We start from the raw sequence: 23,047 nt of genomic DNA on the forward strand, positions 1-23,047 counted from the left end.
GAGATGAATTACTTACCTGTATGCAAAAAAGATTTAGAAGAAAGAGGAATAGAGCAGCTGGACTTTATTCTGGTATCAGGGGACGCTTATGTGGATCACCCTTCCTTCGGTATTTCCATTATCGGAAGGCTTTTGGAGAGCCGGGGATATACCGTAGGCATTATTGCCCAGCCTGATTGGAAGGATTTAGAGAGTTTTAAAATATTCGGCCTGCCTCGTTTGTCCTTTTTGGTTTCAGGGGGCAATATAGATTCTATGGTGAATCATTATACCGTGGCCAAAAAGCCCAGAAGCAGAGATTATTATTCTCCCGGCGGTCAAATGGGCCTTCGCCCCGACAGGGCAACCATCGTATACTCAAATAAAATACGTGAAGCCTATAAAGATGCTTCCATAATCCTCGGGGGTATAGAAGCAAGCCTGAGAAGGCTTTCCCATTACGACTATTGGGATAATAAAGTAAGGCGTTCCATCCTTTTGGATAGTTCTGCCGACCTTCTCATATACGGCATGGCTGAGCATCAGATTATAGAGGTTGCGGAAGCCCTTGAAAGCGGCATAGAAGCAAAGGACATATGCTATATTTCCGGCTGTGTATATAAAACGGCTGATATTTCAAGCGTACAGGATTATATTATCCTCCCTTCTTATAAGGAGGTTTCAGAAGATAAAATTGCCTACTGCAAATCCTTTTTAAGCCAATATGAAAACACCGACAGCATCACAGCGAAAACCTTAATAGAGCCTTATGGGAATTTTTATGTAGTTCAGACGCCCCCTTCCGCCCCTATAACAACCTCTGAGTTCGATAATGTATATTCTCTGAACTATGAAAGAAATTACCACCCCATGTATGAAAAGGACGGCGGCATTCCCGCCATAGAAGAAGTAAAGTTCAGCATCATCTCCAACAGAGGCTGTTATGGAAACTGTAATTTCTGCGCCTTGGCCTTTCATCAAGGCCGTGTAGTTCAAGCCAGAAGCCATCAGTCGATTCTATCAGAAGCCAAAAACTTCGTATGGGAGCCTGATTTTAAAGGATATATCCATGATGTCGGCGGCCCTACGGCAAACTTTCGTATGCCCGCCTGCAAAAAGCAGCTGAAATACGGCGCATGTAAAGACAGGCAATGCCTTTTTCCTGATCCTTGCCCCAATCTTGACATCAGTCATAAGGATTACTTAAGCCTTTTAAGAAAGCTTAGAAACATTGAAGGCATAAAGAAGGTCTTTGTCCGTTCAGGCCTTCGATATGATTATCTTATCCATGACAAGGATGATGAATTTTTTAAAGAGCTTTGCATGCATCACATCAGCGGACAGCTAAAGGTTGCTCCTGAGCATATTTCAAAAAATGTCCTTGAAAAAATGGGGAAGCCCCAAAAAGAAGTTTATTTTAAATTTACGAAAAAATATGCTGATATTAATAAAGCTCTTAATAAAAACCAGTTTATCGTCCCTTACCTTATGAGCAGCCACCCGGGAAGCGACCTTTCCTCCGCCGTAGAGCTAGCGGAATATTTAAGAGACTTAAACTATACCCCTGAACAGGTTCAGGATTTCTATCCTACGCCCGGGACTCTTTCCACCTGTATATATTATACAGGTATAGACCCCCGCACCATGGAAAAGGTCTATGTTCCCAAATCTCCCCATGAAAAGGCCATGCAAAGGGCTTTAATGCAGTACAGGCTTCCCAAAAATTACGACCTTGTAAAAGAGGCCCTTATGAAAGCCGGAAGGCAGGATTTAATCGGTTTCGATAAAAAATGCCTGATAAGGCCAAGAACAACGAAAAGGGAAGCTCCCGAAAAGAAAGCCCCTGAAAAAAAGAAATCCATAAGAAACGTACACAGAAAAAAGAATTAAGCTCATTAAAAAACCTTGGAGAGTTTTATCCTCCAAGGTTTTTATTATTTGTATAAAAAGACACAGAATTGGAAAACAGACAAATATAATTTAAAAATACCGTGCAGGCTTAGAAAGTGCGGGTTTAGATTGCAACAGCAATTTAAAGTAAAATAGATAATTGCAGTAACAAAAATATTTTTGTTACTGCTTTATTAAAATGTTACTATTATTAATATAGTTCCCTTTCCTTATCAATATCTCTTGTAAGAAGCCTTGCAGATATAAGTGAAGTCAACGGAACTGTAAGAAGCATGCCAAAGCTTCCGACAATGGCCTGCAGCACTTCAACTACAATCATTTCCATATTCATCGTATATAATAAAGAATTATTATAGGCTATGAGCAAAAGCACAATGGAAAGGGAACCGCCGATATAGGCGAGAACCAAAGTGCTTGCCATGGTTCCTATGGTATCTTGGCCAATATTGATTCCCGATTGATAGATGCCTTTGAAGCTTCTTTTTCTCATTTTTCGGGCCACCTCCGAAAGAGCGGAGGAAATATCCACAGAAACGTCAAGCATACCCCCTATTCCCCCGATTAATATAGAGCTGAACACAACGGCCTTTAAGTCAATAGGGTTATTTTCATTGAGTAAAAGCAGAAATATAGACTGGTCATCTACCAACCCCGTAAGATGAAGAAATTTATTCATAAAAAGAGTGATAAGGCTTGCTAAAACAGCGCCGCCTATACAGCCGATTCCTGCGGAAAGGCTCTTTACATTTATACCGTTTACAAGGGTTAGGGTCATTACAACAATATAAAAGCAGGTTATAATAGACCAGAGATATATATTAAGCCCCGATAAAATAGCCGGAATAAATACGACGAAAATAGAAAGGCATGTAAAAATCAAAGAAATAAGCGTGTTGATTCCCTTAAATCCGCCGAATATAATAAGGCATACGGCAAAAACTGCCCCCAGCGCCATAAGAGCGTCGCTTCTTATATAAGTACCCATAATCCATTCATCTTGGGCCTCGATATAGGCATCTTCCATCAAAAGAATTTTATCCCCTTTTTCAACTTCCTTTTGAGGCATAGGCTCGATAGAGTATTTATACTGCTTGGCTATGATTTCTTCGCCTTTTCTTTCACCGGATAATATTTTGGCCCTGAATTCTATGATAATATTTCCCTCATCTTCTGAAACACCAAGAATCTTTTCGTTTGTTCTTTCAATTACTTCCATTACCTTTGCTTTAAGCCCTGTGCTTTGGGTATCGAAATAGCTTTTATAATTTTTCATGGCTATTTTATTCCCTACAAATAGATAAAGAATGGAAAGTATAATCGCACCTAAGTAAATTAACAGTTCTTTTCTCATGGGTCCTCCTTTCGGCAAATAGCTGCCGAACCATTTCTTTTGCAAGTACAGATATGCTTATTAAACATGAAAACAGTCTTTTTGTTTTCATGTTTAATAAGTTTTCCTTCTGTATACAGCAAATAAACTTGATGTTTTTTCAAGTTTATTTACTATATAAGCCAAAGAGACAAAGCTCACCTTTTCGTAAGGGCTTTTGTCTCCTTAGCTTTTACTTTATTTTATTAGATTTCAACAGCGGCTCTTTTATAGAATTTTTTAAGCTTTTTCAGGGCCTTGCTGTGAACGGAATCCGGCGGGAATTTCCCCTTTGAATCTTTCTCACCGGCAGGAGAGCCCATAAGGAGCTCTATGCCCTCGGAAACCTTCTTTATAGGATAAATATGAAATTTATTTTCCTTAATGGCTTCTAAAACCTCGTCTTTTAAAACAAGGTCCGGAATATTTTGTTCGGGAATTATTACGCCTTGAGTTCCCGTAAGCCCTCTTTTATTGCATATATCGAAAAACCCTTCCACCTTATAGGAAACGCCTCCTATGGGCTGTATTTCTCCAAACTGATTTATGCTTCCCGTAACGGCTATTTCCTGGGAAAGGGGCATATCCGAAAGGCTTGATATGATGGCGTAAAGCTCGGCGCTTGAAGCGCTGTCCCCGTCTATACCGCTGTAATTTTGCTCAAAGCAAATGCGGCAGGAAAGGGAAAGGGGAAATTCCTGAGCGTATACGCTTCCAAGGTAACCTATGATTACCTGAACGCCTTTATCGTGGATAGAACCGCTCATTTCCGCTTCCTTTTCAATATTTATGATGCCGGCCCTTCCGGCATAGGTAGTTGCTGTGATGCGGGCGGGATTTGCAAAAATATAATCCCCCATGTCAAGAACCGCAAGACCGTTTATCTGGCCTATTTTGCTGCCGGTGGTATTGATGAGGATTGAATTATCTTCTATCATTCTGTCAAGCTTTTCCTCATACATATTAAGGCGGTAATCTCTTTCTTTTACAGCCTTAATTACGTATTCTTCCGTAACAATATTTTGATTGTCCATGGAAGCCCAAGCGGAAGCTTCAGAGATAATCTCCGTAAGCAAGCTGAACCTTGCGGTAAGCCTATCGTTTCTTTCGACATCTCTTAAAGAAACCTCTATGAGTTTTCCTATGGCGGCATAATCAAAATCCATACAGTTTTCTCTGTCTATATAGCTTTTTACAAAACCGAGAGTTTTCTTGAGATTATCGACATTATAGTCCATTTCATAATCAAAGTCTGCACGGATTTTAAAAAGCTTATGAAAATCGTCCTCATAATAGGAAATAAGCTCATAATAATAAGGAGAGCCTACGATGATAACCTTTACGTTTACCTGTGCAGCTTCGGGTTTTATACCGCTTAAAGAAATTCCTGTGGCATATTCCCTTAAGGGGTCGATGGTAATTTCCCCCGTTCTTAAAACCCTTCTCAAAGAATCCCACGCATAGGGGTTTGAAAACAAATCATGGGCCGAAACGATGAGATACCCTCCGTTGGCCTTGTGAAGGGCCCCTGGTCGGATTTTCATAAAGTCGGTAGTAAAATTGCCGTATTCATTGTCGTATTCAATGTCTCCTACGATATTGGAGTAGGTAGGGTTAAATTCCTCTATTACAGGCGCTCCCTTTGTTTCGGAATTATCTGCAATCAGATTGATTTTATATTTTGTAAGGCTATTTTCCCCGCCTCTTCTGCTGTACCACGGAAGCATTGCCATGACACTTTCTTCATCGTCACTGTCGGCATCGTTAAAGTCATGGATATTATTTAAAATATCTTCCTTAACCTCTTTCAGATAATCTACGATTACTTTAGAAGCTTCGTATTTTTCAAAAAGCTCGCCTATAAAACGCCCCACAATGAAAAGAGACGTGCTGTATTCAAGATTTGATATATCCTTTCTTGCCTGCTTCTCGTATTCCTTTATATCCCGCATAAATTCCGCGGCGCTTTCCTGAACGCTTTCAGAATTTTCAGTGATTTTATCCTTGTCTTCTTGGGAAAGCTCTTCATACTGCTCTTCTGTGAGGGCTTCGCCGTCAAGCAAGGGCATAAAATAAATGCCGGAATTTGTAGACTTTACTCCGAAATTATATTTTTTCGCATACTCCGACATTTCCTTTATTTTATTATCTTTTTTCTCCTGAAAGCTTTTTAATATACCGCCCTTTTGGTTTTCAAAATCTTTATCCGTAAAAACCCTTGTGATTTCTTCTGTCAAAGAGGCAACAAGCTCATCCATATCCTCCAGAAGATTTTTTCCCATTCCGGGAGGAAGCTTTAAAAGCTTAGGCAGTTTCGGATTTTTAAAATTATATACATAGCACATATCTTCCGGCGTTTTTTCCGTAAGAGCAATTTCCTCGGCAAACTTTTTTGCAAAGGTTGCTTTTCCGGATCCTGAAATACCGGATACGTATATGTTATAGCCTTTTTTCTTTATGTTAAGGCCGAATTTAAGAGCCTTTTCCCCTCTTTGCTGGCCTATAATTCCTACAAACGGCGTAATCTCCGATGTGCTTTTAAATTCTATTTTATTAAAAAGAGTATTCTTTTTAAGCTCTTTATAATCAAGCCTTTTTGCCATTAAACCACCTCTTCGTCAATTAAATACTTCCACATTATAAGGGCGTCTTCTTTCGTATCGGCGTAATAGTTCTTCCTTACTCCTTCAACCTTATACCCATTTTTTGCATAAAGCCTCTGGGCTGGGCCGTTACTTACCCTCACTTCAAGTGTAAGACCAAGCATTTGTCTTTCTCTGCCCACTTCTTCAAGGGCTTTCATAAGCCTATCGCCAATGCCTAAACCCCTGAATTCCTTTTTCACGGCTATATTCGTAATATGGCCTTCTGTAACCACATGCCACATGCCTGCATAGCCGCAAACCTTTTTGTCATATAGGGCAACAAAATATACGGAAAGCTTGTTTTCAAATGCATCTTTTGCTAAGTCCTCTTTGCTCCAGGGTACAGAGAAAGAGCCTAATTCTATATCATAAACATCATCTAAGTGTTCCCTTTTAAAGGGTACTATTTCTATCATGAATCAATTTCTCCTCATATTCCCTCTCGGCTTGGGGCTTTCTTAAATACATAAGCTCAAAATCCCTATAGTCGGAAAATTTATCTTCTTTTATAAGTTCCGAAGCTGCCAATGCTACGGAACCGGCCCTTTGCATATTCATATTTAAAGGAGCGATTGCATAGCCCCTTTCTTTTATAAGATCTTCGTAATTCACAATTCCATCGCCTAAAAATACAGCTTTGCCGCCTTTATCTATCTTAGATAAAAGCTCGGTAAATTCTATGTTCATGTAATCGCTTTTTCTGATAATTTTCCCGTTATTTTCGTAAATGGCTGTATATACCTGGCCCCTTCTTGCGTCCATTATCGGTATAATAAGGCTCTCTTTTTCTAAAACATTATATGCCAGAGCATCTAATGTAGGAACCATAACAAGAGGCCTTTTAGCGCCGTGAGCCAATGCCTTTGCCGTAGCCGCTCCTATTCGAAGACCTGTAAAAGAACCGGGGCCGCTTGAGCAGGCAATATAATCCATAGAAGAAAGCGCCATATCAAGCATTTTCATCAGGCTTTCAACAATGGGCATTATAGTTTCGCTATGGTTTACTTTATTGTTCAGGGTAAATTCCCCTATTATTTTGCTTCCGTCTAAAACAGCGGCAGAGGAAGGTCCCCCTGTTGTTTCTATCGCTAATATTTTCATATTTTATCCTTTTATCAAATATTCTTTAGTTTGGTTTTGAAAAATTGATTTCTATTTTTCTGTAATCTTCTGATTTATTTATATCCTTTTTTATACTTATCCATGCAGCATGGTCAGGTATAAGCCTCATAGCCATTTCAGGCCATTCTATAAGGCATATTCCCTTTCCATAGAAATATTCTTCAACACCCAGATTATAAAGCTCATCTTCGTCTTCTATCCTGTACATGTCAAAATGATATAATGGAATTCTTCCATTATATATATTAAATATAGTAAACGTAGGGCTTGTTATATGCTCATTTATTCCAAGGCCCTCGGCAAAACCCTTTGCAAAAACTGTCTTCCCTGCCCCAAGATCACCGGTAAGACAGAAAACAGCGGATTCTTTGGCGTTTTCTGCAATATCGAAGGCAATCTTTCGGGTTTCCTCAGGCGAAAAGGATTCATATATCATAGCAACTTTCCTTTCCAAGTTTCTTAGAAAATTTTAGCACAGTTATATTTATATTTCAATCCGTAGTAAAATAAAACCCCTGCTCTCACGGCAAATCTACGAAAAAAGATATATCAATCCCTCCCTAAGTTTATGTCTTTTTATAAAAATCAAAGAATATTCAAAGCTTCAAGGAAAGTTTGAATCCCTTCCGGAAAGGTTTTCAACGAAGGAGAGTTTGTTTATAGTAAAATAATTTGATTACGGTAATAAAAACCGTATATTTTGAATGGCTTAATATAAGCGTTCCTATTATATTAAACCGTTTGTGAAAAATAGATTTTTGTTACTGCCTTAAGTAGATGTTTCCAAAATTATGTTATTATGGTAGAATATGAATAAAATCAAGCAAAGCTTGATTTTATTCACGAATACATTTCCCTGCGGGAAATGTATGAGGAAAAACTACCATTATGGCATGGCAAATAATTTACTATTGAACGGGTGATAAAGAATGAAAAGAGCGCTTTTAAGCGTAAGTGATAAAACAGGCATCGTTGACTTTGCTAAGGACCTTGAACGTCTCGGCGTGGAAATTATATCCACCGGCGGCACCTGTAAGGCTTTAAGAAACGCAGGTGTAAAGGCCTTAGATGTTGAAAGCATAACGAATTTTCCTGAATGCCTCGACGGAAGAGTAAAAACTCTCCACCCTATGGTACACGGGGGAATTCTTGCCGTTAGAGAAAACGAAGACCATATGAAGCACCTTGAAAAATTTAACATCGGCCTTATTGATATTGTTGCAGTAAATCTCTATCCTTTTAAGGAAACCATTGCAAAAGAAGGAGTTTTACTGGAAGAAGCTATTGAAAATATCGATATCGGCGGCCCTTCCATGGTCAGAGCTGCCGCTAAAAATTATAAATATGTTACAGTCATAACCGACCCTTCGGATTACCCTAAAATCATAGAGGAACTTGAAAAGGACGGTGATACCTGCCCTCATTCAAGATTTTATTTATCGGCAAAGGCCTTTATGCATACGGCTCATTACGATGCCATGATCAGTAATTATTTAAAGCCTTTGGCAAGGATTGAAGAATTTCCCCAAACCCTTACTTTAACTTATGAAAAGGCCCAGGATATGCGTTACGGCGAAAATCCCCAGCAAAAGGCAGCCTTTTATAAAGAAACCGGAAATATTGAAGGAACCATCGCAGGGGCAGAAAAGCTCCATGGCAAAGAGCTTTCCTTCAATAACATAAACGATGCTAACGGCGCCCTTATGCTCCTTAAAGAATTTACGGAGCCTGCAGTCGTTGCCTGCAAGCATTCTGCACCCTGCGGCGTTGCATTGGGCAGCAGTATTCATGAGGCTTATTTAAAGGCATACGAAAGTGATTCCGTATCTATTTTCGGCGGAATTGTTGCCTTCAACAGAGAAGTTGATGAAAATACCGCTGAGGAAATCAATAAAATATTCCTTGAAATCATAATCGCGCCGGACTTTTCCGAAAAAGCACTTGAAATACTGAAGTCTAAAAAGAATATTCGCCTTTTAAAGATTAATAATATTGGAAATAATAAAAATAATAGCTATGATATTAAAAAAGTAGCCGGCGGGCTTTTAATTCAAGAAAGCGATGTAAGCTTATATAATGAAGAAGACTTTAAATGCGTTACCAAAGCAAAGCCCTCCGAAAAAGAAATGAAAGACCTTATATTTGCTATGCAGGTAGTAAAACATGCAAAATCAAATGCCATTGCTATATGCAGAAACCTTCAGTCCGTAGGCATAGGGAACGGACAGGTAAGCCGTATATGGGCCTGCAAGCAGGCCATAGACCACGGGAAGGAATTTTTTGAAAACGGTGCAGAAGGTGCAGTTCTTGCTTCCGACGCTTACTTCCCTTTTTCCGACTGTGTTGAACAAGCCCATAAGGCAGGTATTAAAGCCATTATACAGCCCGGCGGCTCCATCAGAGACAAAGAGTCTGTAAAGCTTTGCGACGAATACGGTATAAGCATGATTTTTACCGGTATGAGGCATTTTAAACATTAATGAAACGAGGATACTGATTATGCTGGATATTGCTCTGCTTGGCTGCGGCGGCATGATGCCCCTTCCAAACAGATTTCTCACAAGTATGTTTTTAAGGCTGAACGGCCGTTTTCTTCTTCTGGACTGCGGCGAAGGAACACAGGTAAGCCTTAAAATGCTTGGCTGGGGCTTTAAAAATATAGATGTGATACTGATAACCCACTTTCACGCCGATCACGTTGCCGGCCTTCCGGGGCTTCTGCTTACCATAACCAATTCAGGCAGAACAGAGCCCCTCCATATGATAGGCCCTAAAGGTCTTGAAATTGTGGTAAAATGTCTTCTTGTAATTGCTCCGGAACTTCCCTTTGAAATTATCTTCCATGAAATGGAAGATGCAACAAATATTAAAATCGGAGATTTCCATATAAGCTCTTTACCTGTGGAGCATCGTATGCCCTGCTTCGCCTATTCTATCGATGTGAAAAGACGAGGAAAGTTTAATATCAATAAAGCAAAGGCCCTGAACCTTCCAAGAACTTACTGGTCAATCCTTCAAAAAAATGAAATGGTTCTATATGAGGGAAAGGAATATCTTCCCGAAATGGTAATGGGTGACGAAAGAAAAGGCCTTAAAGTGTCTTACTGTACAGATTCAAGGCCTGTAGCTGCTTTGCCGGATTTTATAAAAGATTCCGATTTATTCATATGCGAAGGCATTTACGGTGAAGATGAAAAATTAAATAAAGCCATGGAATATAAGCATATGCTTTTTTCAGAGGCTGCAACCCTTGCAAAAAAGGGCAATGTTTCAGAGCTTTGGCTTACCCACTACAGCCCTTCTCTAACGGCACCTGAAGAGTTTTTAAGCGTTGCTAAAGATATATTTGAAAATACGCATTTAGGCTTTGACAGAAAAACAGCGGCTTTACTTTTTTCAGAATAGCTTTATGGTTAAGAAACTTGAAAAATTTATAAGCCTGCACTTGTACTGTTTTTCAGATTCCCTTGGTATAATAGAAATAAAATGAAGCTTCACCTGATTTTATTCGCGAACACATTTTCCCAAGGAAAATATATAAGCAAATCCTGCGATTTATGATATAATGCAAGCAAACCATTTTTATCCTCAAGTATTTATATTATATAATAAGACAATTTTATATTTTTGCCGTATAATAGATATATAATAAAGGCTTCTTATTGTTATCCTTATACGTTCTGCCTTTATTCAAAGAGGGTGAAAATTTGATAAATACTTACAAGGACAAAAGTGATTATGAAATCATACAGATGTGCGTAAACGGTGATAATGACTGCTTTGCAGAGTTGGTCTCAAGATATAAAAACCTTGTTTACTCCGTTATATTAAGAATGGTAAACGACAGGGAGGAAGCAAACGACCTTGCACAGGAGGTTTTTATTAAAATATATAAAAACCTCAATAAGTATTATCCCGATTATAAATTCAGCACATGGATTATACGTATTACCACAAACCATGTAATCGACTACAGGCGTAAGAAAAAACAAGAAACAATCCCCATCGACGAAATAGATTACGAAATATCTGCAAAAGGTTCACCTGAAAGTGATTATCTTAAAAAGGAGCAGGCTATTATGCTTAAGGAAGTTGTAAACAATCTTCCCGATATGTATAAAATTCCTATTGTTCTTTATCATCAGCAGGGCTTAAGCTATCAGGAAATCGCAGACGTTATAGAGGAGCCCTTGTCAAAGGTTAAAAACAGAATTTTCCGAGGCCGCAAAATGCTGAAAGAAGCTATCATAAGCATGAAAGAAGGTGATAATTATGAATTGCTCTAAATCCGATGAATATTTCATGAAATATATGGATAACGCTTTAACAGAGAGCGAAGCTTTAAAACTCAACACACACCTTAAAGAATGCGAAAAATGCAGAACGGACTTTTTAATATACGATAGTTTAATGAAGGAATTTTCAAGTATCGAATGCATTGAAGCTCCCGAGGATTTGGAAATTAGGGTCATGGCAGAAATTGCCAAGCTTGAGCCTATATATAATAAGTCCGAAAAAAATACAAATACTATTTTTATCGTACTTGCTGCTGTATTAGGTTCTCTCTTAGGCCTTAGCTTTATTTTATTTATAAACAGAGAAGCTATTCTTAATATTATGTCAGGATACCCCCAGCTTGAAGCATACGTGGCGATGCTTAGACCTGTGTCCAATTTTGTAACGGAGCTTACGGCAAACATAGGCTCTATTATGACAAAAACCATCAACGAAGTGGCTATGTTTTTAAACAGCTTCCAATATTTGATTTTAGTTGTTGCAGTATCGCTTTTTGCTCTGCAAATATTTCTATACAAAAAAGAAAAGGGTAAGGTTGAAGAATAAATGAAAATAAAAAAGGCGCTGATGTTGATATTTATGTTAGTTGCTCTTACCGCAGGCACTGTCTACGGTAGCGATGCAGCAGGCGTTAATATCGGCAAGGTAAATTTAGGTGAAAGTTATGTTTTTTCACAGAATACCTCCGGCAGCTCCTTTTTTTTTATGTCCCAAAGCAATTTCTTAAACAGACATAAGGGAAGCCTGGTATTTTTTAAAAGCAGCTCCATTATAAAAGGTAAGATTGAAGGTAATATTTACTGCCTTTTTTCCGAACTTGTAATGGAAAAAGAAGCAATGGTAAGCGGAAATATATATACTCTTTCCTCCATTGTAAGCGTACATGGCAATGCTTCCGCAAAGGTAAAGGCTTTTATCGTATTTGAAAAGCTCTTTTCCAATATATATTCCATAAACGGTTATAAAGTTTACAGCGACGTTCTTCCTGCTATGGTTATCATCGTTTTTCTTTCTGTTTCAAGAGAGCTCATATGCCTTATCCTTCTGGGCTTTAAAAAGGGCTTCTTTGAACAGGGAAGCGTTCTCATTCTAAAGGAGCCTTTCGGTATATTGCATTACGGGCTGTTTTCTTATTTTATACTTATAGCCTTATCCCTTATGTTTCTTATGTCCGTGGTGGGGGTTGCCATTGCCGTTCTTATAGGGATTTTTGTTTTTCTTATATCCCTTAACGGCCAGGTAAGCTTAAATATGACTATGGGAGATTTAATAACAAATCAGCTCAATATCAAAGCCGGTCCTTACGTTAATGCGGTCATAGGAGGCATAATATCAGAAATTATGACTTTTCTTCCTGTGGTTGGCTTAATATTCAACTTTATACTCATGCCTATATTATGTCTTGGCATATTTTTTACAAATATAGTGAACGGCTTTATTAGAAAACGTTTTTACGAAACGCCTTACGATTTAAACATAAATTATAATAAAAATCCCGGTACTGACGATATAAGAAATATAGTAGTAAAAGATATTAAGTGAGGTGTTTTCCATCATAAGAGGTAAACGCAATGCAAACAGCTATTTATTTATATTCATAATAGTTTTCATCTGTATTATTACCTTCTCAACCTATTCAAAAAATAATAATGCAGATAATAAGACGGAATATAACGAACTTATGGCCTTAGACCTTGACAAAACATATCTTGTAAAACCTGAAGACGTTGTTGAAGTTTATTACAAAGCAGTAAGTTCTCTTTATAATAATAACTTGTCGGAAGAAGAAATTGAAGATGTAATTAAAATTGAACGTATGCTTTTTTCAAAAGAACTGCTGGAAATAAACCCCTACGACGCCCAGCTGGAAGCCGTTAAGAACAGCATAGGGGATTTTAAAAAAGCAAAAAAATCAGTTGTGGGTTTTGAAGAAATAAGCGTTGCCTATGATGAAGTTTCCCAAAGAATATGTAAAGTTGAAACCGCTTTCATTCTTACGGGGCAATCGATAAATTTTATACACACCCTTATTTTGGAAGAAGGTAACTGGAAAATATTAAGCTGGGAAGAAAAGGCAGAAGATTAGGAGTATCGAAATTGGATAAAGATATTTATATATTAGGCATTGAGTCCTCCTGCGACGAGACGGCAGCTGCTGTTGTTGTAAACGGAAGGACAGTTCTTTCAAATATTATAGCTTCACAAATCAATATACATGAAAAATACGGCGGTGTGGTTCCTGAAATTGCTTCAAGAAACCATATTTATAATATAAGCCCTGTAATTGACGAAGCCCTTCAGGTTGCCGGAGTTTCTCTTCACGATATAGACGCCATAGCGGTTACTTATGGGCCGGGGCTTGTAGGGGCCCTTCTCGTAGGGCTTAATTATGCAAAGGCTTTAAGCTATGCCTCAAACAAGCCTCTTGTAGGTGTAAACCATATTGAAGGGCATATTTACGCCAATTTTATATGTCATAAAGAGCTTGAACCGCCTTTTGTTTCTCTTGTGGTATCGGGCGGACATACGCATCTTGTTTATGTTAAGGATTACGGTAAATTCGAAATCATGGGAAGGACAAAAGATGATGCCGCCGGCGAATGCTTCGATAAGGTTGCAAGGGCCGTAGGCCTTGGATACCCGGGAGGCCCTAAACTTGAAAAGGCCGCTCTCGATGGAAACCCTCATGCAATTGAATTTCCCAGAGCCATGCTTGACGATACAAGCCTTGATTTTAGTTTCAGCGGTTTAAAATCTGCCGTTTTAAATTACCTTAATAAAGCGGAAATGACAGGAGAAAATATATTCATCCCCGACGTCTGTGCGTCTTTTCAAAAATCCGTAACAGATGTTCTTGCACAGAAGGCCTTGCTTGCTTGCAAAAATAAAAACTCAAATAAACTTGCCTTAGCAGGCGGTGTTTCATGCAATAAAGCTTTAAGAAATGAAATTTTAAAAATATGTACTGAAAACAACATAACGCTTTATATGCCGGAACCTATCTACTGCACCGATAATGCGGCAATGATTGCTTCCTGTGGATATTATGAGTATATAAGCGGATTAAGGTCCCCCTTAAGCCTTAATGCATACCCTAATTTGGAGCTTACAGGGGCATAATGTAACGCGTGAACCCCTTGGCAAACAAGGGGCTTTTCACGTTATAAGTATCAGTTTCCAGTGCTTTTCTTCAATTTATATGAATAGTATTAAAAATCTGACGGAATTTTAATTCCATGGAGCTCACATTAATATTGGTTTTACTATTTTTTCAGTACTTTAAATTCACTATGTTGCTTAACTTTATGTTTATATGTATAATAAATTAAGGCTTAAGTATTTATATTTATAATAAGTAGAGGTGAAAAATGGATAAGCAGGCTCAATACAAAATACTTGAAACTTGCCCTGTTATGATTTGCGTTGCCGACCCCTTAGCGGATAGGCTCATTTACTGTAATAATGAGGCCCTTTCCTTAATCGGTGAAAGATGGGAAAGGGAAAGCATATCCTCTTTTTTCAGCAGTTCCAAAGAAATTTCGGGCTATATTAAAAATTTCAGTAAAGAAAGCCAGAAGCTTACCTGGGGCCATGCCATAAATGGCAGATGGATTGTTTTCAGCTTTCTGCCCTTTCTTGAATATGAAAAGCCCCTTCTTATCATCACAGGAACGGAAATAACCGGCCTTATATATGAAGGGTATTTTGACCTTTCAAAAACGAAGGATCCTTTCACAGGGATTTATGACAAAAAAAGCGGCCTGCAATACCTTGAAAGCTTCCTTGAAAGCGCCAAAGACAGCCAGAGCCCACTTTTTTCTCTCGCTTATCTTAAGCTTGACTGTGATAAATATCCAGATAAAGAAAGCCTCGAAAAACATATAATAAAATTTGTTCAGACAACGTCCAGCTCTATTAGAGAAACGGATATTTTCGCCACGATGGGAAATGATTCTTTTATCATAATTTTCCCTAAATGCCCTGTGGGAATCGTTGAAAATATAATTACCACCATCGCCAATAAGCTTGATATATTAAACGGATTGGAAGATTCTCTTTATCGCTTTAATTTAAAGCATTCAATACTTGAAATAAACGAAAAAAATAAAGATGACAGCGCCTCCGTATTAGCAAAGGCAAAGGCATTGCTGAACCAGTAATTGCGAAGGGAGAATACAAATGAAATTTATATCCTATAAAACAGGAGAAGTAAGCCATATAGGCATTATATCAAAAGACGGCAATCATATCATAAATATAAACCGCAGCCTTAATAAAAACTACAGAAGTATGAACGAATTTATAGCCTTCCATAAAGAAGAGGAAATTTCAAGGCTTCAGCAGGTTTATGAAAATAATTCTTCTTTTGATGCCGTGCTTTCAAAAGTGAAATTATCTGCTCCTATCGAAAAACCCCTTCATGATATTATATGTGTAGGCCTTAATTATAAAGCGCATATTGCTGAGGGAAACAGAGGCCTCAATACCCCTGAGTCTGATCCTAAAGCCTGTGTCTATTTTGCCAAAAGAGCAATTCACATTACAGGCCCCGAAGAGGAAATTGAAAGCCGGTTCGACATTGATGAAAATCTGGATTATGAAGCGGAGCTTGCCGTAATCATAGGTAAAACAGGGAAAAATATACCGAAGGAATCCGTTTATGATTACATATTCGGCTATAGCGTATTTAACGATTTCTCTTCCCGAAAAATACAAAGAGGCCATATTCAGTGGCTAAGAGGAAAAAGCCTTGACTCTTATTCCGCCATGGGGCCATGCATTGTTCATAAAAGCGCTCTCCCCTTCCCTTTAAGCCTTGATGTTAAATCCTATGTAAACGGAGAAATCAGGCAAAGCTCCAATACAAGCCTTCTTATATACGGCATCGACCATATTATATCGGAATTTTCAAATGGAATCACCCTTGAAGCCGGCGACATCATCGCAACAGGCACCCCTGCCGGCACTGGAATGGGCTTTACCCCTCCGAAGTATCTGAAAAAAGGTGATATTGTAGAATGCGAAATATCTCAGATTGGCACTTTAAAAAACACTATTAAATAATAAGATATTCCAGCTGATATGCGCCGGTTCATGGCCTAAAAAGACAGGCTGTTTTAAGAATTTTCTTAAATGTGCCTGATATAAAAGCAAATTATGTTAAACTATGGCAATAAGCTTAAGATTGCTTTCATAATTGCCATTTATACCACATATACATTTAAAGAACGTGTATATAAGGAGGGGCAATTAATTGAAAGCATATATTGAGGAAAGGGCAATACAGGTTGCAAACTTTATTATCAGCTCCAATGCGACCGTTAGGGAAACTGCAAAAAAGTTTGGCATATCTAAATCTACAGTACATAAAGATGTTCCTTAAGTGAACGTTTTTAAATAAATTCATTCTCACTGATACCTTAAAGTCTTATGGGACTTTAAAGAAAAAGAGGGTGCAGCAAAGTATACTTTGCTGCACCCTCTTTCTTATTATGCAAGAGCTACTTCTTTTACTGCATGAACGCCCTTTTTAATTGCTGTTTTATTGATTTCTATAAGATGGGCTTTTCCTTCGCCGAATTTATGCTCAAGGGCTTCTACAATGGCCTTGTTATCAACGCATTGTAAAACCTCGTTCAGGCTTCCAAGGGCAACCATATTGGCTACTCTGATATTATTAAGACCCATAGCTATTTCAGTAAAATCTATGGCGTAATAATCAATATCGTCTCTTAATTCTCCTGCTTCTATCATAGAAGAATTATATATCATGCTTCCTCCGGGTTTAACAGATGAATGGAATTTATCGAAGGAAGGCTTATTCAGAGCAACTACCGCATCTGCATTTTGAACAAAAGGGCTTCCTATAGGTTTTTCGGAAATAACTACTGAACAGGAAGCTGCGCCGCCTCTCATTTCAGGACCGTAGGAAGGAAGCCATGTAACGTGCTTTCCATCGTTCATGGCAGCATAGGCTAAAAGCTGTCCGCAAAGAAGCATGCCCTGACCGCCGTATCCTGCTAAAATTATCTTATTCATTATTTCCCTCCTTAATAAGGCCTAAAGGAAATTGTTTAACCATTTTATCCATAACCCATTTCATAGATTCATGGGGTGTCATTCTCCAGTTGGTAGGGCATGTAGATAAGATCTCTATAAGAGAAAAGCCTTTATTGTCTATCTGGTTTTGGAGCGCCTTTTTTATGCATTTCTTAGCATGATTGATGCTTTTTATATCGCATACGGAAACTCTTTCTATATAATATGCCCCGTCAATCTGCGCAAGCATTTCGCTTGCTTTAATGGGCATACCGTTAATATCGGCCTTTCTTCCCGCAACGGCCGTAGTAGCCTGCTGGCCTATCAAAGTTGTAGGGGCCATCTGGCCGCCTGTCATACCATATATAGCATTATTTACGAAGAAGCATGAGATGTTTTCGCCTCTTGCAGCAGCGTGAATAATTTCTCCAATTCCTATGGAAGCAAGGTCTCCGTCTCCCTGATAAGTAAATACAAGCTTGTCGGGATGAACTCTTTTAACTCCGGTAGCCACGGCAGGAGCCCTTCCGTGAGCCGCTTCAAACATATCGCAGTTAAAATAATCATATGCCAAAACTGCACAGCCTACCGGTGCAACTCCGATACACTCGTCACTTTTTCCAAGCTCTTCTATTGATTCTGCAATGAGCCTGTGTATAATTCCGTGGGTGCAGCCTGGACAGAAATGGAAATCCACATCATTAAGCATATTGGTTTTCTTAAAAACCTGAACGCTTTCCTTTTCTAAAACCTGCATTATAGCACCTCCCCTAATTTCTTTATTTCAGCAAATATCTCCTCCGAGGTAGGCACAATACCGCCCATTCTGCCATAGAAATGCACGGGAACTGTGTCTCCCAAAGCAAGGCGAACGTCTTCAACCATCTGGCCTGCGCTCATTTCCACTACTAAAACTGCCTTTTTGCCTTTTGCGGCTTCCTGGAGCGCTTTCGTAGGATAGGGCCAAACTGTAAGGGGGCAGAAAAGACCTGCCTTTTTATCCTTCAGCTCGTTTTCGCTTATTGCCGAACGGGCTATTCTTGCCGTACTTCCGTATGCAACAACTAATATGTCGCAATCTTCTGTGTTAAAGGTATCGTATAAAACTTCTTTTTCAGATATAATTTTATATTTTTCCTGTAAATGCTCATTCATTTTTTCAAGCTTGCCCGGGTCGAGAGAAAGAGAGTTTATAACGGCTCTTGGCCTGGTTTTATCGCTCCAGCCTACAGCTGCCCAGCTTTTATCTGTCTTTGCAGGCTCTACTTCTTTTATTTCTACAGGCTCCATCATCTGGCCTATCATACCGTCGCCTAAAACCATTACGGGAATCCTGTATTCATCGGCCTTATCAAAAGCTATCTGGGTAAAATCCACCGCCTGCTGTATTGTTGAAGGAGCATATACAAGACAGTGGTAATCTCCGTGGCCGCCTCCTTTGGTTGCCTGAAAATAGTCGCTCTGGGAAGGCTGTATTCCGCCAAGCCCTGGACCTGCCCTCATTATATTTACAATTACGCAGGGAATATTGGCTCCTGCAATATAAGAAATACCTTCTGCTTTAAGAGATATTCCCGGACCTGATGAGCTTGTCATAACCCTTGCGCCTGCTCCGCCTGCTCCGTAAACCATATTGATTGCCGCTATTTCACTTTCAGCCTGTACAAAGCTTCCGCCTACTTCCGGAAGCCTCCATGACATATATTCCGGAATTTCATTCTGCGGCGTAATGGGATAACCGAAAAAATAACGGCATCCGGCCATTACCGCAGCCTCTGCTATTGCCTCATTGCCTTTCATAAAGCGTTTTTCCAAAACAGCACCCCCTGATAGTGTTAAACCTCAAAAAGTCCACATTCATTTTAAATTTAATATCCACGTAGTTCTTCTATCTAAAAACCTCAATAACCATGTCTGGACAAACCGTAGCGCAGAATGCGCATCCAATGCATTGAGAAGCATCTGTACAGCTTGTCGGATTATATCCTTTTGAGTTAACCTTGTGCTTATCAATTTCAAGTATCTTTTTAGGGCAGAAATTAACACATAAGCTGCAACCCTTGCACTTGTTTTCATCTATGACTATGTGAGCCACAAAAATCCCCCCTTATTCTATTTAAACCTAAATCCTAACTGTAATCCCTCATTACTCTTAACAAACACCAAAACAAGTTTGTTAACCTAAGAGACGCTTACTTAAAATAATTCACAGGTTTACACTTGTATCATTTTTTAGTCCGTATAGTGCAAACCTTTTTTCTTTGCCCTATTAATTTGATATTAATACGGCAGCAGCGATAGCATAAATTTTAGATATATCAGAATCTGCCCTGCTTGTCATCACAATGGGGCATTTTGCGCCTACCACAGCCCCTGCACATTGTCCTTCCGAAAGATAAACAATGGCCTTATGAAGAATATTACCCGACTCAATATTAGGCATTAAAAGAATATCTGCGTTTCCCGCTATTTTATCGGTATAACCCTTATGGTCACCGGCCTTCTTTGAAAGGGCAATATCAAGAGAAACAGGCCCTGATATGTAACAGTTTTTGATATCTCCTGCTGCATTCATTTCAGAAAGAGCCTTTGCATCTACCGTAGCCTGCATTTTAGGATTAAATTTTTCTATTGCACAAATGGGAGCAACATAAGGCTCTTCAATACCAAATTTTCTCGCAACGTATACTGCGTTTTCCACAATGCTTTTTTTCTGCTCAATATCTGGAAGCAATGTTATGGCAGGGTCTGTTACAAAAATAATTTTATGGTAGTTTTTAACGGAAAACATACTTACGTGTGAAAGGAGGTTTTCCGTCCTTAAGCCTGCCTCCTTAGCAAGAACCGCTTTTAAAAATACCGCAGTATCCACAAGGCCTTTCATAAGTATATTGGCATTTCCATCGGAAACCTGCTTAACTGCTAACCGGCAGCTTTCCGCCTTGTCATTTTCGTTTATTATCTTAAAATTATGAATCTCTATATTGTTTTTTAAAGCAATTTCTCTTATTTTTTCTTCATCGCCTACAAGAATTGCTTCGGAAAGGCCTCTTTTCCTTGCGTTTTCAACTGCCGAAAGAACCTCTATATCCTCGGCCGCCGCCACAGCTATGGTATTATTGGAATATTGAAGGGCAAGCGCACACATTTCCTCAAAGTTATTAACCATTCATTACCTCCATTACAAGATGATAAATCTGTCTCATTCAAATTACTTAACTTCTACCGTCCATCCGAATTCATCTTTTATTCTTCCGTATTGAATGCCAGTAAGGGTATCGTAAACCTTTTGAGAAAACTCTCCTGTTTTTCCGTTATTGATGATAATTTCCTTATCTCCCATAACGAATTTTCCAACGGGTGAAATAACGGCAGCTGTACCTGAGCCGAAGGCTTCTTCGAGAATGCCTTTTTCATGGGCTTCAAATAATTCATCTATGGAGATTTTTCTTTCAGTAACTGTCATTCCCCAGCTTTTTGCAAGGGCGATAACAGAATCTCTTGTAACGCCGGGCAAGATGCTTCCGCTTAATTCAGGGGTTACAAGCTCGCCGTTAATTTTGAAGAATACATTCATTGTTCCAACTTCTTCAATGTATTTTCTTTCTATTCCGTCAAGCCATAAAACCTGAGCAAAGCCTCTTTCTATGGCCTTTTGCTGGCCCTTAAGACTAATGGCGTAGTTGGCGGAAGATTTTGTAAAGCCGATGCCGCCTCTTACGGCTCTTACATATTCGTCTTCAACAAAAATTTGAACCGGTTCAAGGCCTTTCACCGCATAATAAGGCCCCACAGGAGACATAATGATCATAAATTTAAAATTATGAGAAGGATGCACGCCTAAGGCCGCTTCCGTAGCTATAACAAAGGGGCGTATGTAAAGAGAAGTATTCGGCGCATCAGGAACCCATTCAGAATCAACTTTTACAAGCTCTTTTAAAGCGTGAACAGCCAAATCCACATCAATATAAGGGATGCACATTCTCTCGTCAGAGACATTAAGCCTGTTGAAGTTTTTTTCCGGTCTGAAAAGAAGGATACGGTTATCTTCTGTTCTGTAAGCTTTAAGACCTTCGAAAACTGCCTGGCCATAGTGGAAAACCATCGCCGCAGGGTCTATAAGGATAGGCTCGTTGGGAATAATTTTAGGGCTGTGCCAGCCTTTATCCTTTTCATACTCCATCACAAACATGTGGTCGGTAAAATGCTTACCGAAAGCCATTTTGTCACTTTGAGGCTTCTCTTTTTTCTCTGCTATCTCGATGAATTCTATACCGTACTTATCCATAAAAATTGCCCTCCTTGAATAATTTTCGCTTCCTCTTTATTTGAAAGAACTCTTAAACCACTTTCCGCAAGGGCAAGCATTTCATCTTCCCCTGGAAAAACCATAACGGTTCCTAAATGCTTAACCATCTTTTCAATATACTCAACCAAATCTTTATTATGGGCAAGGCCGCCGGTTAAGCAAACCGCATCTACTTCGCCGTGCAAAACCGCAGAGATTGCGCCTATTTCCTTTGCAACCTGATAGCCCATACCAAAAAATACCTGTTCTGCCTTCTTGTCGCCGGACTCAATCATTTTAGATATTTCCATGCCGTCGTTTGTTCCTAAATATGCGCTTAAGCCCCCTTGGCCTACTAAAAGCTTCTTTATCTGGCTGCAGGTATATTCACCGCTGAAACACATATCAATAATGCTGAATACGGGAAGACCCCCTGCTCTTTCCGGGGAATAAGGCCCTTCTCCGCCCAAGGCATTATTTACGTCTATACATTCGCCTTTTCTGTGGGCAGCAACGGAAATTCCTCCCCCTAAGTGAGCTATAATAAAATTACAGTCTTCATAAGGCTTACCGACTGCATTCGCTGCCCTTCTGCCTACGGCTTTATGGTTAAGAGCATGGAAAATACTTTTCCTTTCTATTTGGGGAATGCCTGAAAGCCTGGCTATATCCTGAAGCTCATCTACAACTACAGGGTCTGCTATGTAGGAAGGCTTATCTATGCCATTAGCTATTTCATAAGCCAAAAAAGCCCCTAAATTTGAAGCATGTTCGCCGTATTCGGCTGATTCTAATATGGTTAGCATATAAGGACTCACCTTATAAACTCCCGATTTAACAGGCATCATAAGACCGCCTCTGCCTATTACGGCGTCAAGCTCATGAACGGCTATGCCGGATTCGTCTAAAGCCTTTATAATCAGGTCTTTTCTAAATTCAAGCTGGTCTACTATGTTTTCATAAGACTTAAGCTCTTCTACCTTATGGCTTATTTTCTTTTCAAAAAGCAAATATGTATTTTCATAAATTGCTATTTTTGTAGAAGTAGAACCGGGATTTATGATGAGCATTTTATATTCTTTATTCAAAGGCATATCCCCCTCCCATACTGATAGATTAAAATAAACTGCTTAAAAAATCAGTTGAGGCAACTGATTCTTAACGTAAATGGCTTTCCGTATTAATAGTTTCTGTTTACTATAAGTATATGTTTCTTATGGTTTTAATTGTATACAAATTAATTTTTGTTTTGTGGTACAACTTGTATACAAGTTGTGTTATAATGATCATATCATATGGAAAAATTATTGTAAACACATTCGATAATCAAGATTTTATTTTTAGCATTATAACAAAATAACTATGATTGTTTTTATTGAAAGTTACTATTTATATATT

Annotated in this window: 22 protein-coding genes and 1 pseudogene; 11 read left to right on the forward strand and 12 right to left on the reverse strand. The window is 38.9% G+C overall.

The window, feature by feature from the left end; all coding sequences use genetic code 11:
- Positions 1 to 3: 3 nt before the first annotated feature.
- Positions 4 to 1,869 (forward strand): YgiQ family radical SAM protein, encoded by a 1,866-nt coding sequence (locus NBX03_RS10115; protein WP_250227657.1) that lies wholly within the window; start codon positions 4 to 6, stop codon positions 1,867 to 1,869.
- Positions 1,870 to 2,080: 211 nt separating this feature from the next.
- Here the strand turns inward: NBX03_RS10115 and NBX03_RS10120 are convergent, their stop codons facing one another.
- From NBX03_RS10120 to tsaE, 5 genes are all read right to left on the reverse strand, one after another.
- The gene (locus tag NBX03_RS10120; RefSeq protein ID WP_250227658.1) at positions 2,081 to 3,241 is read right to left on the reverse strand and encodes a YibE/F family protein; all 1,161 of its coding nucleotides are present in this window, start codon (positions 3,239 to 3,241) and stop codon (positions 2,081 to 2,083) included.
- Between the two features lie 224 nt (positions 3,242 to 3,465).
- Positions 3,466 to 5,862 (reverse strand): Lon protease family protein, encoded by a 2,397-nt coding sequence (locus tag NBX03_RS10125; RefSeq protein WP_250227659.1) that lies wholly within the window; start codon positions 5,860 to 5,862, stop codon positions 3,466 to 3,468.
- Positions 5,862 to 6,320, reverse strand: coding sequence for a ribosomal protein S18-alanine N-acetyltransferase (rimI, locus tag NBX03_RS10130; RefSeq protein WP_250227660.1), 459 nt, complete (start codon positions 6,318 to 6,320; stop codon positions 5,862 to 5,864). Before rimI ends, NBX03_RS10125 begins: the two co-directional genes overlap by 1 nt.
- The gene (gene tsaB, locus NBX03_RS10135; RefSeq protein WP_250227661.1) at positions 6,298 to 7,005 is read right to left on the reverse strand and encodes a tRNA (adenosine(37)-N6)-threonylcarbamoyltransferase complex dimerization subunit type 1 TsaB; all 708 of its coding nucleotides are present in this window, start codon (positions 7,003 to 7,005) and stop codon (positions 6,298 to 6,300) included. The genes rimI and tsaB overlap by 23 nt, the downstream gene beginning before the upstream one ends.
- A 25-nt stretch (positions 7,006 to 7,030) precedes the next feature.
- Entirely contained in the window at positions 7,031 to 7,462 is a 432-nt protein-coding gene (tsaE, locus tag NBX03_RS10140) for a tRNA (adenosine(37)-N6)-threonylcarbamoyltransferase complex ATPase subunit type 1 TsaE (RefSeq protein WP_250227662.1), read from the reverse strand.
- A 493-nt stretch (positions 7,463 to 7,955) separates the two neighbouring features.
- On the opposite strand from tsaE, the gene purH reads away from it, so the two are divergent.
- The 10 genes and pseudogenes from purH to NBX03_RS10190 form a co-directional block, all read left to right on the forward strand.
- On the forward strand, positions 7,956 to 9,506 hold the full coding sequence (purH, locus tag NBX03_RS10145; RefSeq protein WP_250227663.1) for a bifunctional phosphoribosylaminoimidazolecarboxamide formyltransferase/IMP cyclohydrolase: 1,551 nt from the start codon (positions 7,956 to 7,958) through the stop codon (positions 9,504 to 9,506).
- 19 nt (positions 9,507 to 9,525) lie between these two features.
- Entirely contained in the window at positions 9,526 to 10,431 is a 906-nt protein-coding gene (locus NBX03_RS10150; protein ID WP_250227664.1) for a ribonuclease Z, read from the forward strand.
- A 302-nt stretch (positions 10,432 to 10,733) separates the two neighbouring features.
- Complete coding sequence (locus tag NBX03_RS10155; protein WP_250227665.1) at positions 10,734 to 11,312, forward strand: RNA polymerase sigma factor; 579 nt, start codon at positions 10,734 to 10,736, stop codon at positions 11,310 to 11,312.
- Positions 11,299 to 11,868 carry an anti-sigma factor family protein gene (locus NBX03_RS10160; protein WP_250227666.1) on the forward strand — a complete coding sequence of 190 codons (570 nt, stop codon included), beginning with the start codon at positions 11,299 to 11,301 and terminating at the stop codon, positions 11,866 to 11,868. The genes NBX03_RS10155 and NBX03_RS10160 overlap by 14 nt, the downstream gene beginning before the upstream one ends.
- The gene (locus NBX03_RS10165) at positions 11,869 to 12,864 is read left to right on the forward strand and encodes a hypothetical protein (protein ID WP_250227667.1); all 996 of its coding nucleotides are present in this window, start codon (positions 11,869 to 11,871) and stop codon (positions 12,862 to 12,864) included.
- Between the two features lies 1 nt (position 12,865).
- On the forward strand, positions 12,866 to 13,408 hold the full coding sequence (locus tag NBX03_RS10170) for a DUF6715 family protein (RefSeq protein ID WP_250227668.1): 543 nt from the start codon (positions 12,866 to 12,868) through the stop codon (positions 13,406 to 13,408).
- Positions 13,409 to 13,419: 11 nt separating this feature from the next.
- Positions 13,420 to 14,442 (forward strand): tRNA (adenosine(37)-N6)-threonylcarbamoyltransferase complex transferase subunit TsaD, encoded by a 1,023-nt coding sequence (gene tsaD, locus NBX03_RS10175; RefSeq protein ID WP_250227669.1) that lies wholly within the window; start codon positions 13,420 to 13,422, stop codon positions 14,440 to 14,442.
- A 248-nt stretch (positions 14,443 to 14,690) separates the two neighbouring features.
- Positions 14,691 to 15,482, forward strand: coding sequence for a diguanylate cyclase domain-containing protein (locus tag NBX03_RS10180; protein WP_250227670.1), 792 nt, complete (start codon positions 14,691 to 14,693; stop codon positions 15,480 to 15,482).
- Between the two features lie 19 nt (positions 15,483 to 15,501).
- The gene (locus NBX03_RS10185; protein WP_250227671.1) at positions 15,502 to 16,386 is read left to right on the forward strand and encodes a fumarylacetoacetate hydrolase family protein; all 885 of its coding nucleotides are present in this window, start codon (positions 15,502 to 15,504) and stop codon (positions 16,384 to 16,386) included.
- 190 nt (positions 16,387 to 16,576) lie between these two features.
- Positions 16,577 to 16,699: pseudogene (locus NBX03_RS10190) on the forward strand (sporulation transcriptional regulator SpoIIID); the annotation flags it as partial.
- A gap of 113 nt (positions 16,700 to 16,812) precedes the next feature.
- Here NBX03_RS10190 and NBX03_RS10195 read toward each other — a convergent pair.
- From NBX03_RS10195 to buk, 7 genes are all read right to left on the reverse strand, one after another.
- Positions 16,813 to 17,361: a 2-oxoacid:acceptor oxidoreductase family protein gene (locus tag NBX03_RS10195; RefSeq protein WP_250227672.1), complete on the reverse strand. Its 549-nt coding sequence runs from the start codon at positions 17,359 to 17,361 to the stop codon at positions 16,813 to 16,815.
- Positions 17,354 to 18,118 carry a thiamine pyrophosphate-dependent enzyme gene (locus NBX03_RS10200; RefSeq protein WP_250227673.1) on the reverse strand — a complete coding sequence of 255 codons (765 nt, stop codon included), beginning with the start codon at positions 18,116 to 18,118 and terminating at the stop codon, positions 17,354 to 17,356. Before NBX03_RS10200 ends, NBX03_RS10195 begins: the two co-directional genes overlap by 8 nt.
- On the reverse strand, positions 18,118 to 19,176 hold the full coding sequence (locus NBX03_RS10205; protein ID WP_250227674.1) for a 3-methyl-2-oxobutanoate dehydrogenase subunit VorB: 1,059 nt from the start codon (positions 19,174 to 19,176) through the stop codon (positions 18,118 to 18,120). Before NBX03_RS10205 ends, NBX03_RS10200 begins: the two co-directional genes overlap by 1 nt.
- 73 nt (positions 19,177 to 19,249) lie before the next feature.
- Positions 19,250 to 19,456: a 4Fe-4S binding protein gene (locus NBX03_RS10210; protein WP_250227675.1), complete on the reverse strand. Its 207-nt coding sequence runs from the start codon at positions 19,454 to 19,456 to the stop codon at positions 19,250 to 19,252.
- Positions 19,457 to 19,630: 174 nt separating this feature from the next.
- Positions 19,631 to 20,530, reverse strand: a complete 900-nt coding sequence (locus tag NBX03_RS10215) for a bifunctional enoyl-CoA hydratase/phosphate acetyltransferase (protein WP_250227676.1) — start codon at positions 20,528 to 20,530, stop codon at positions 19,631 to 19,633.
- A gap of 42 nt (positions 20,531 to 20,572) precedes the next feature.
- Complete coding sequence (locus tag NBX03_RS10220) at positions 20,573 to 21,649, reverse strand: branched-chain amino acid aminotransferase (protein ID WP_250227677.1); 1,077 nt, start codon at positions 21,647 to 21,649, stop codon at positions 20,573 to 20,575.
- Positions 21,631 to 22,737 (reverse strand): butyrate kinase, encoded by a 1,107-nt coding sequence (gene buk / locus NBX03_RS10225; RefSeq protein WP_250227678.1) that lies wholly within the window; start codon positions 22,735 to 22,737, stop codon positions 21,631 to 21,633. Before buk ends, NBX03_RS10220 begins: the two co-directional genes overlap by 19 nt.
- Between the last annotated feature and the right edge of the window lie 310 nt (positions 22,738 to 23,047).

The organism is Anaeropeptidivorans aminofermentans (genome assembly GCF_940670685.1).
Classification (GTDB): Bacteria; Bacillota; Clostridia; order Lachnospirales; family UBA5962; genus Anaeropeptidivorans; species Anaeropeptidivorans aminofermentans.

Excerpts from the sequence above, each read along its gene's own strand:
- NBX03_RS10115 (WP_250227657.1), top strand. The coding sequence starts at position 4 with ATGAATTACTTACCTGTATGCAAAAAAGATTTAGAAGAAAGAGGAATA.
- NBX03_RS10120 (WP_250227658.1), bottom strand. The coding sequence starts at position 3,241 with ATGAGAAAAGAACTGTTAATTTACTTAGGTGCGATTATACTTTCCATT.
- NBX03_RS10125 (WP_250227659.1), bottom strand. The coding sequence starts at position 5,862 with ATGGCAAAAAGGCTTGATTATAAAGAGCTTAAAAAGAATACTCTTTTT.
- rimI (WP_250227660.1), bottom strand. The coding sequence starts at position 6,320 with ATGATAGAAATAGTACCCTTTAAAAGGGAACACTTAGATGATGTTTAT.
- tsaB (WP_250227661.1), bottom strand. The coding sequence starts at position 7,005 with ATGAAAATATTAGCGATAGAAACAACAGGGGGACCTTCCTCTGCCGCT.
- tsaE (WP_250227662.1), bottom strand. The coding sequence starts at position 7,462 with ATGATATATGAATCCTTTTCGCCTGAGGAAACCCGAAAGATTGCCTTC.
- purH (WP_250227663.1), top strand. The coding sequence starts at position 7,956 with ATGAAAAGAGCGCTTTTAAGCGTAAGTGATAAAACAGGCATCGTTGAC.
- NBX03_RS10150 (WP_250227664.1), top strand. The coding sequence starts at position 9,526 with ATGCTGGATATTGCTCTGCTTGGCTGCGGCGGCATGATGCCCCTTCCA.
- NBX03_RS10160 (WP_250227666.1), top strand. The coding sequence starts at position 11,299 with ATGAATTGCTCTAAATCCGATGAATATTTCATGAAATATATGGATAAC.
- NBX03_RS10165 (WP_250227667.1), top strand. The coding sequence starts at position 11,869 with ATGAAAATAAAAAAGGCGCTGATGTTGATATTTATGTTAGTTGCTCTT.
- NBX03_RS10180 (WP_250227670.1), top strand. The coding sequence starts at position 14,691 with ATGGATAAGCAGGCTCAATACAAAATACTTGAAACTTGCCCTGTTATG.
- NBX03_RS10185 (WP_250227671.1), top strand. The coding sequence starts at position 15,502 with ATGAAATTTATATCCTATAAAACAGGAGAAGTAAGCCATATAGGCATT.
- NBX03_RS10195 (WP_250227672.1), bottom strand. The coding sequence starts at position 17,361 with ATGAATAAGATAATTTTAGCAGGATACGGCGGTCAGGGCATGCTTCTT.
- NBX03_RS10200 (WP_250227673.1), bottom strand. The coding sequence starts at position 18,118 with ATGCAGGTTTTAGAAAAGGAAAGCGTTCAGGTTTTTAAGAAAACCAAT.
- NBX03_RS10215 (WP_250227676.1), bottom strand. The coding sequence starts at position 20,530 with ATGGTTAATAACTTTGAGGAAATGTGTGCGCTTGCCCTTCAATATTCC.
- NBX03_RS10220 (WP_250227677.1), bottom strand. The coding sequence starts at position 21,649 with ATGGATAAGTACGGTATAGAATTCATCGAGATAGCAGAGAAAAAAGAG.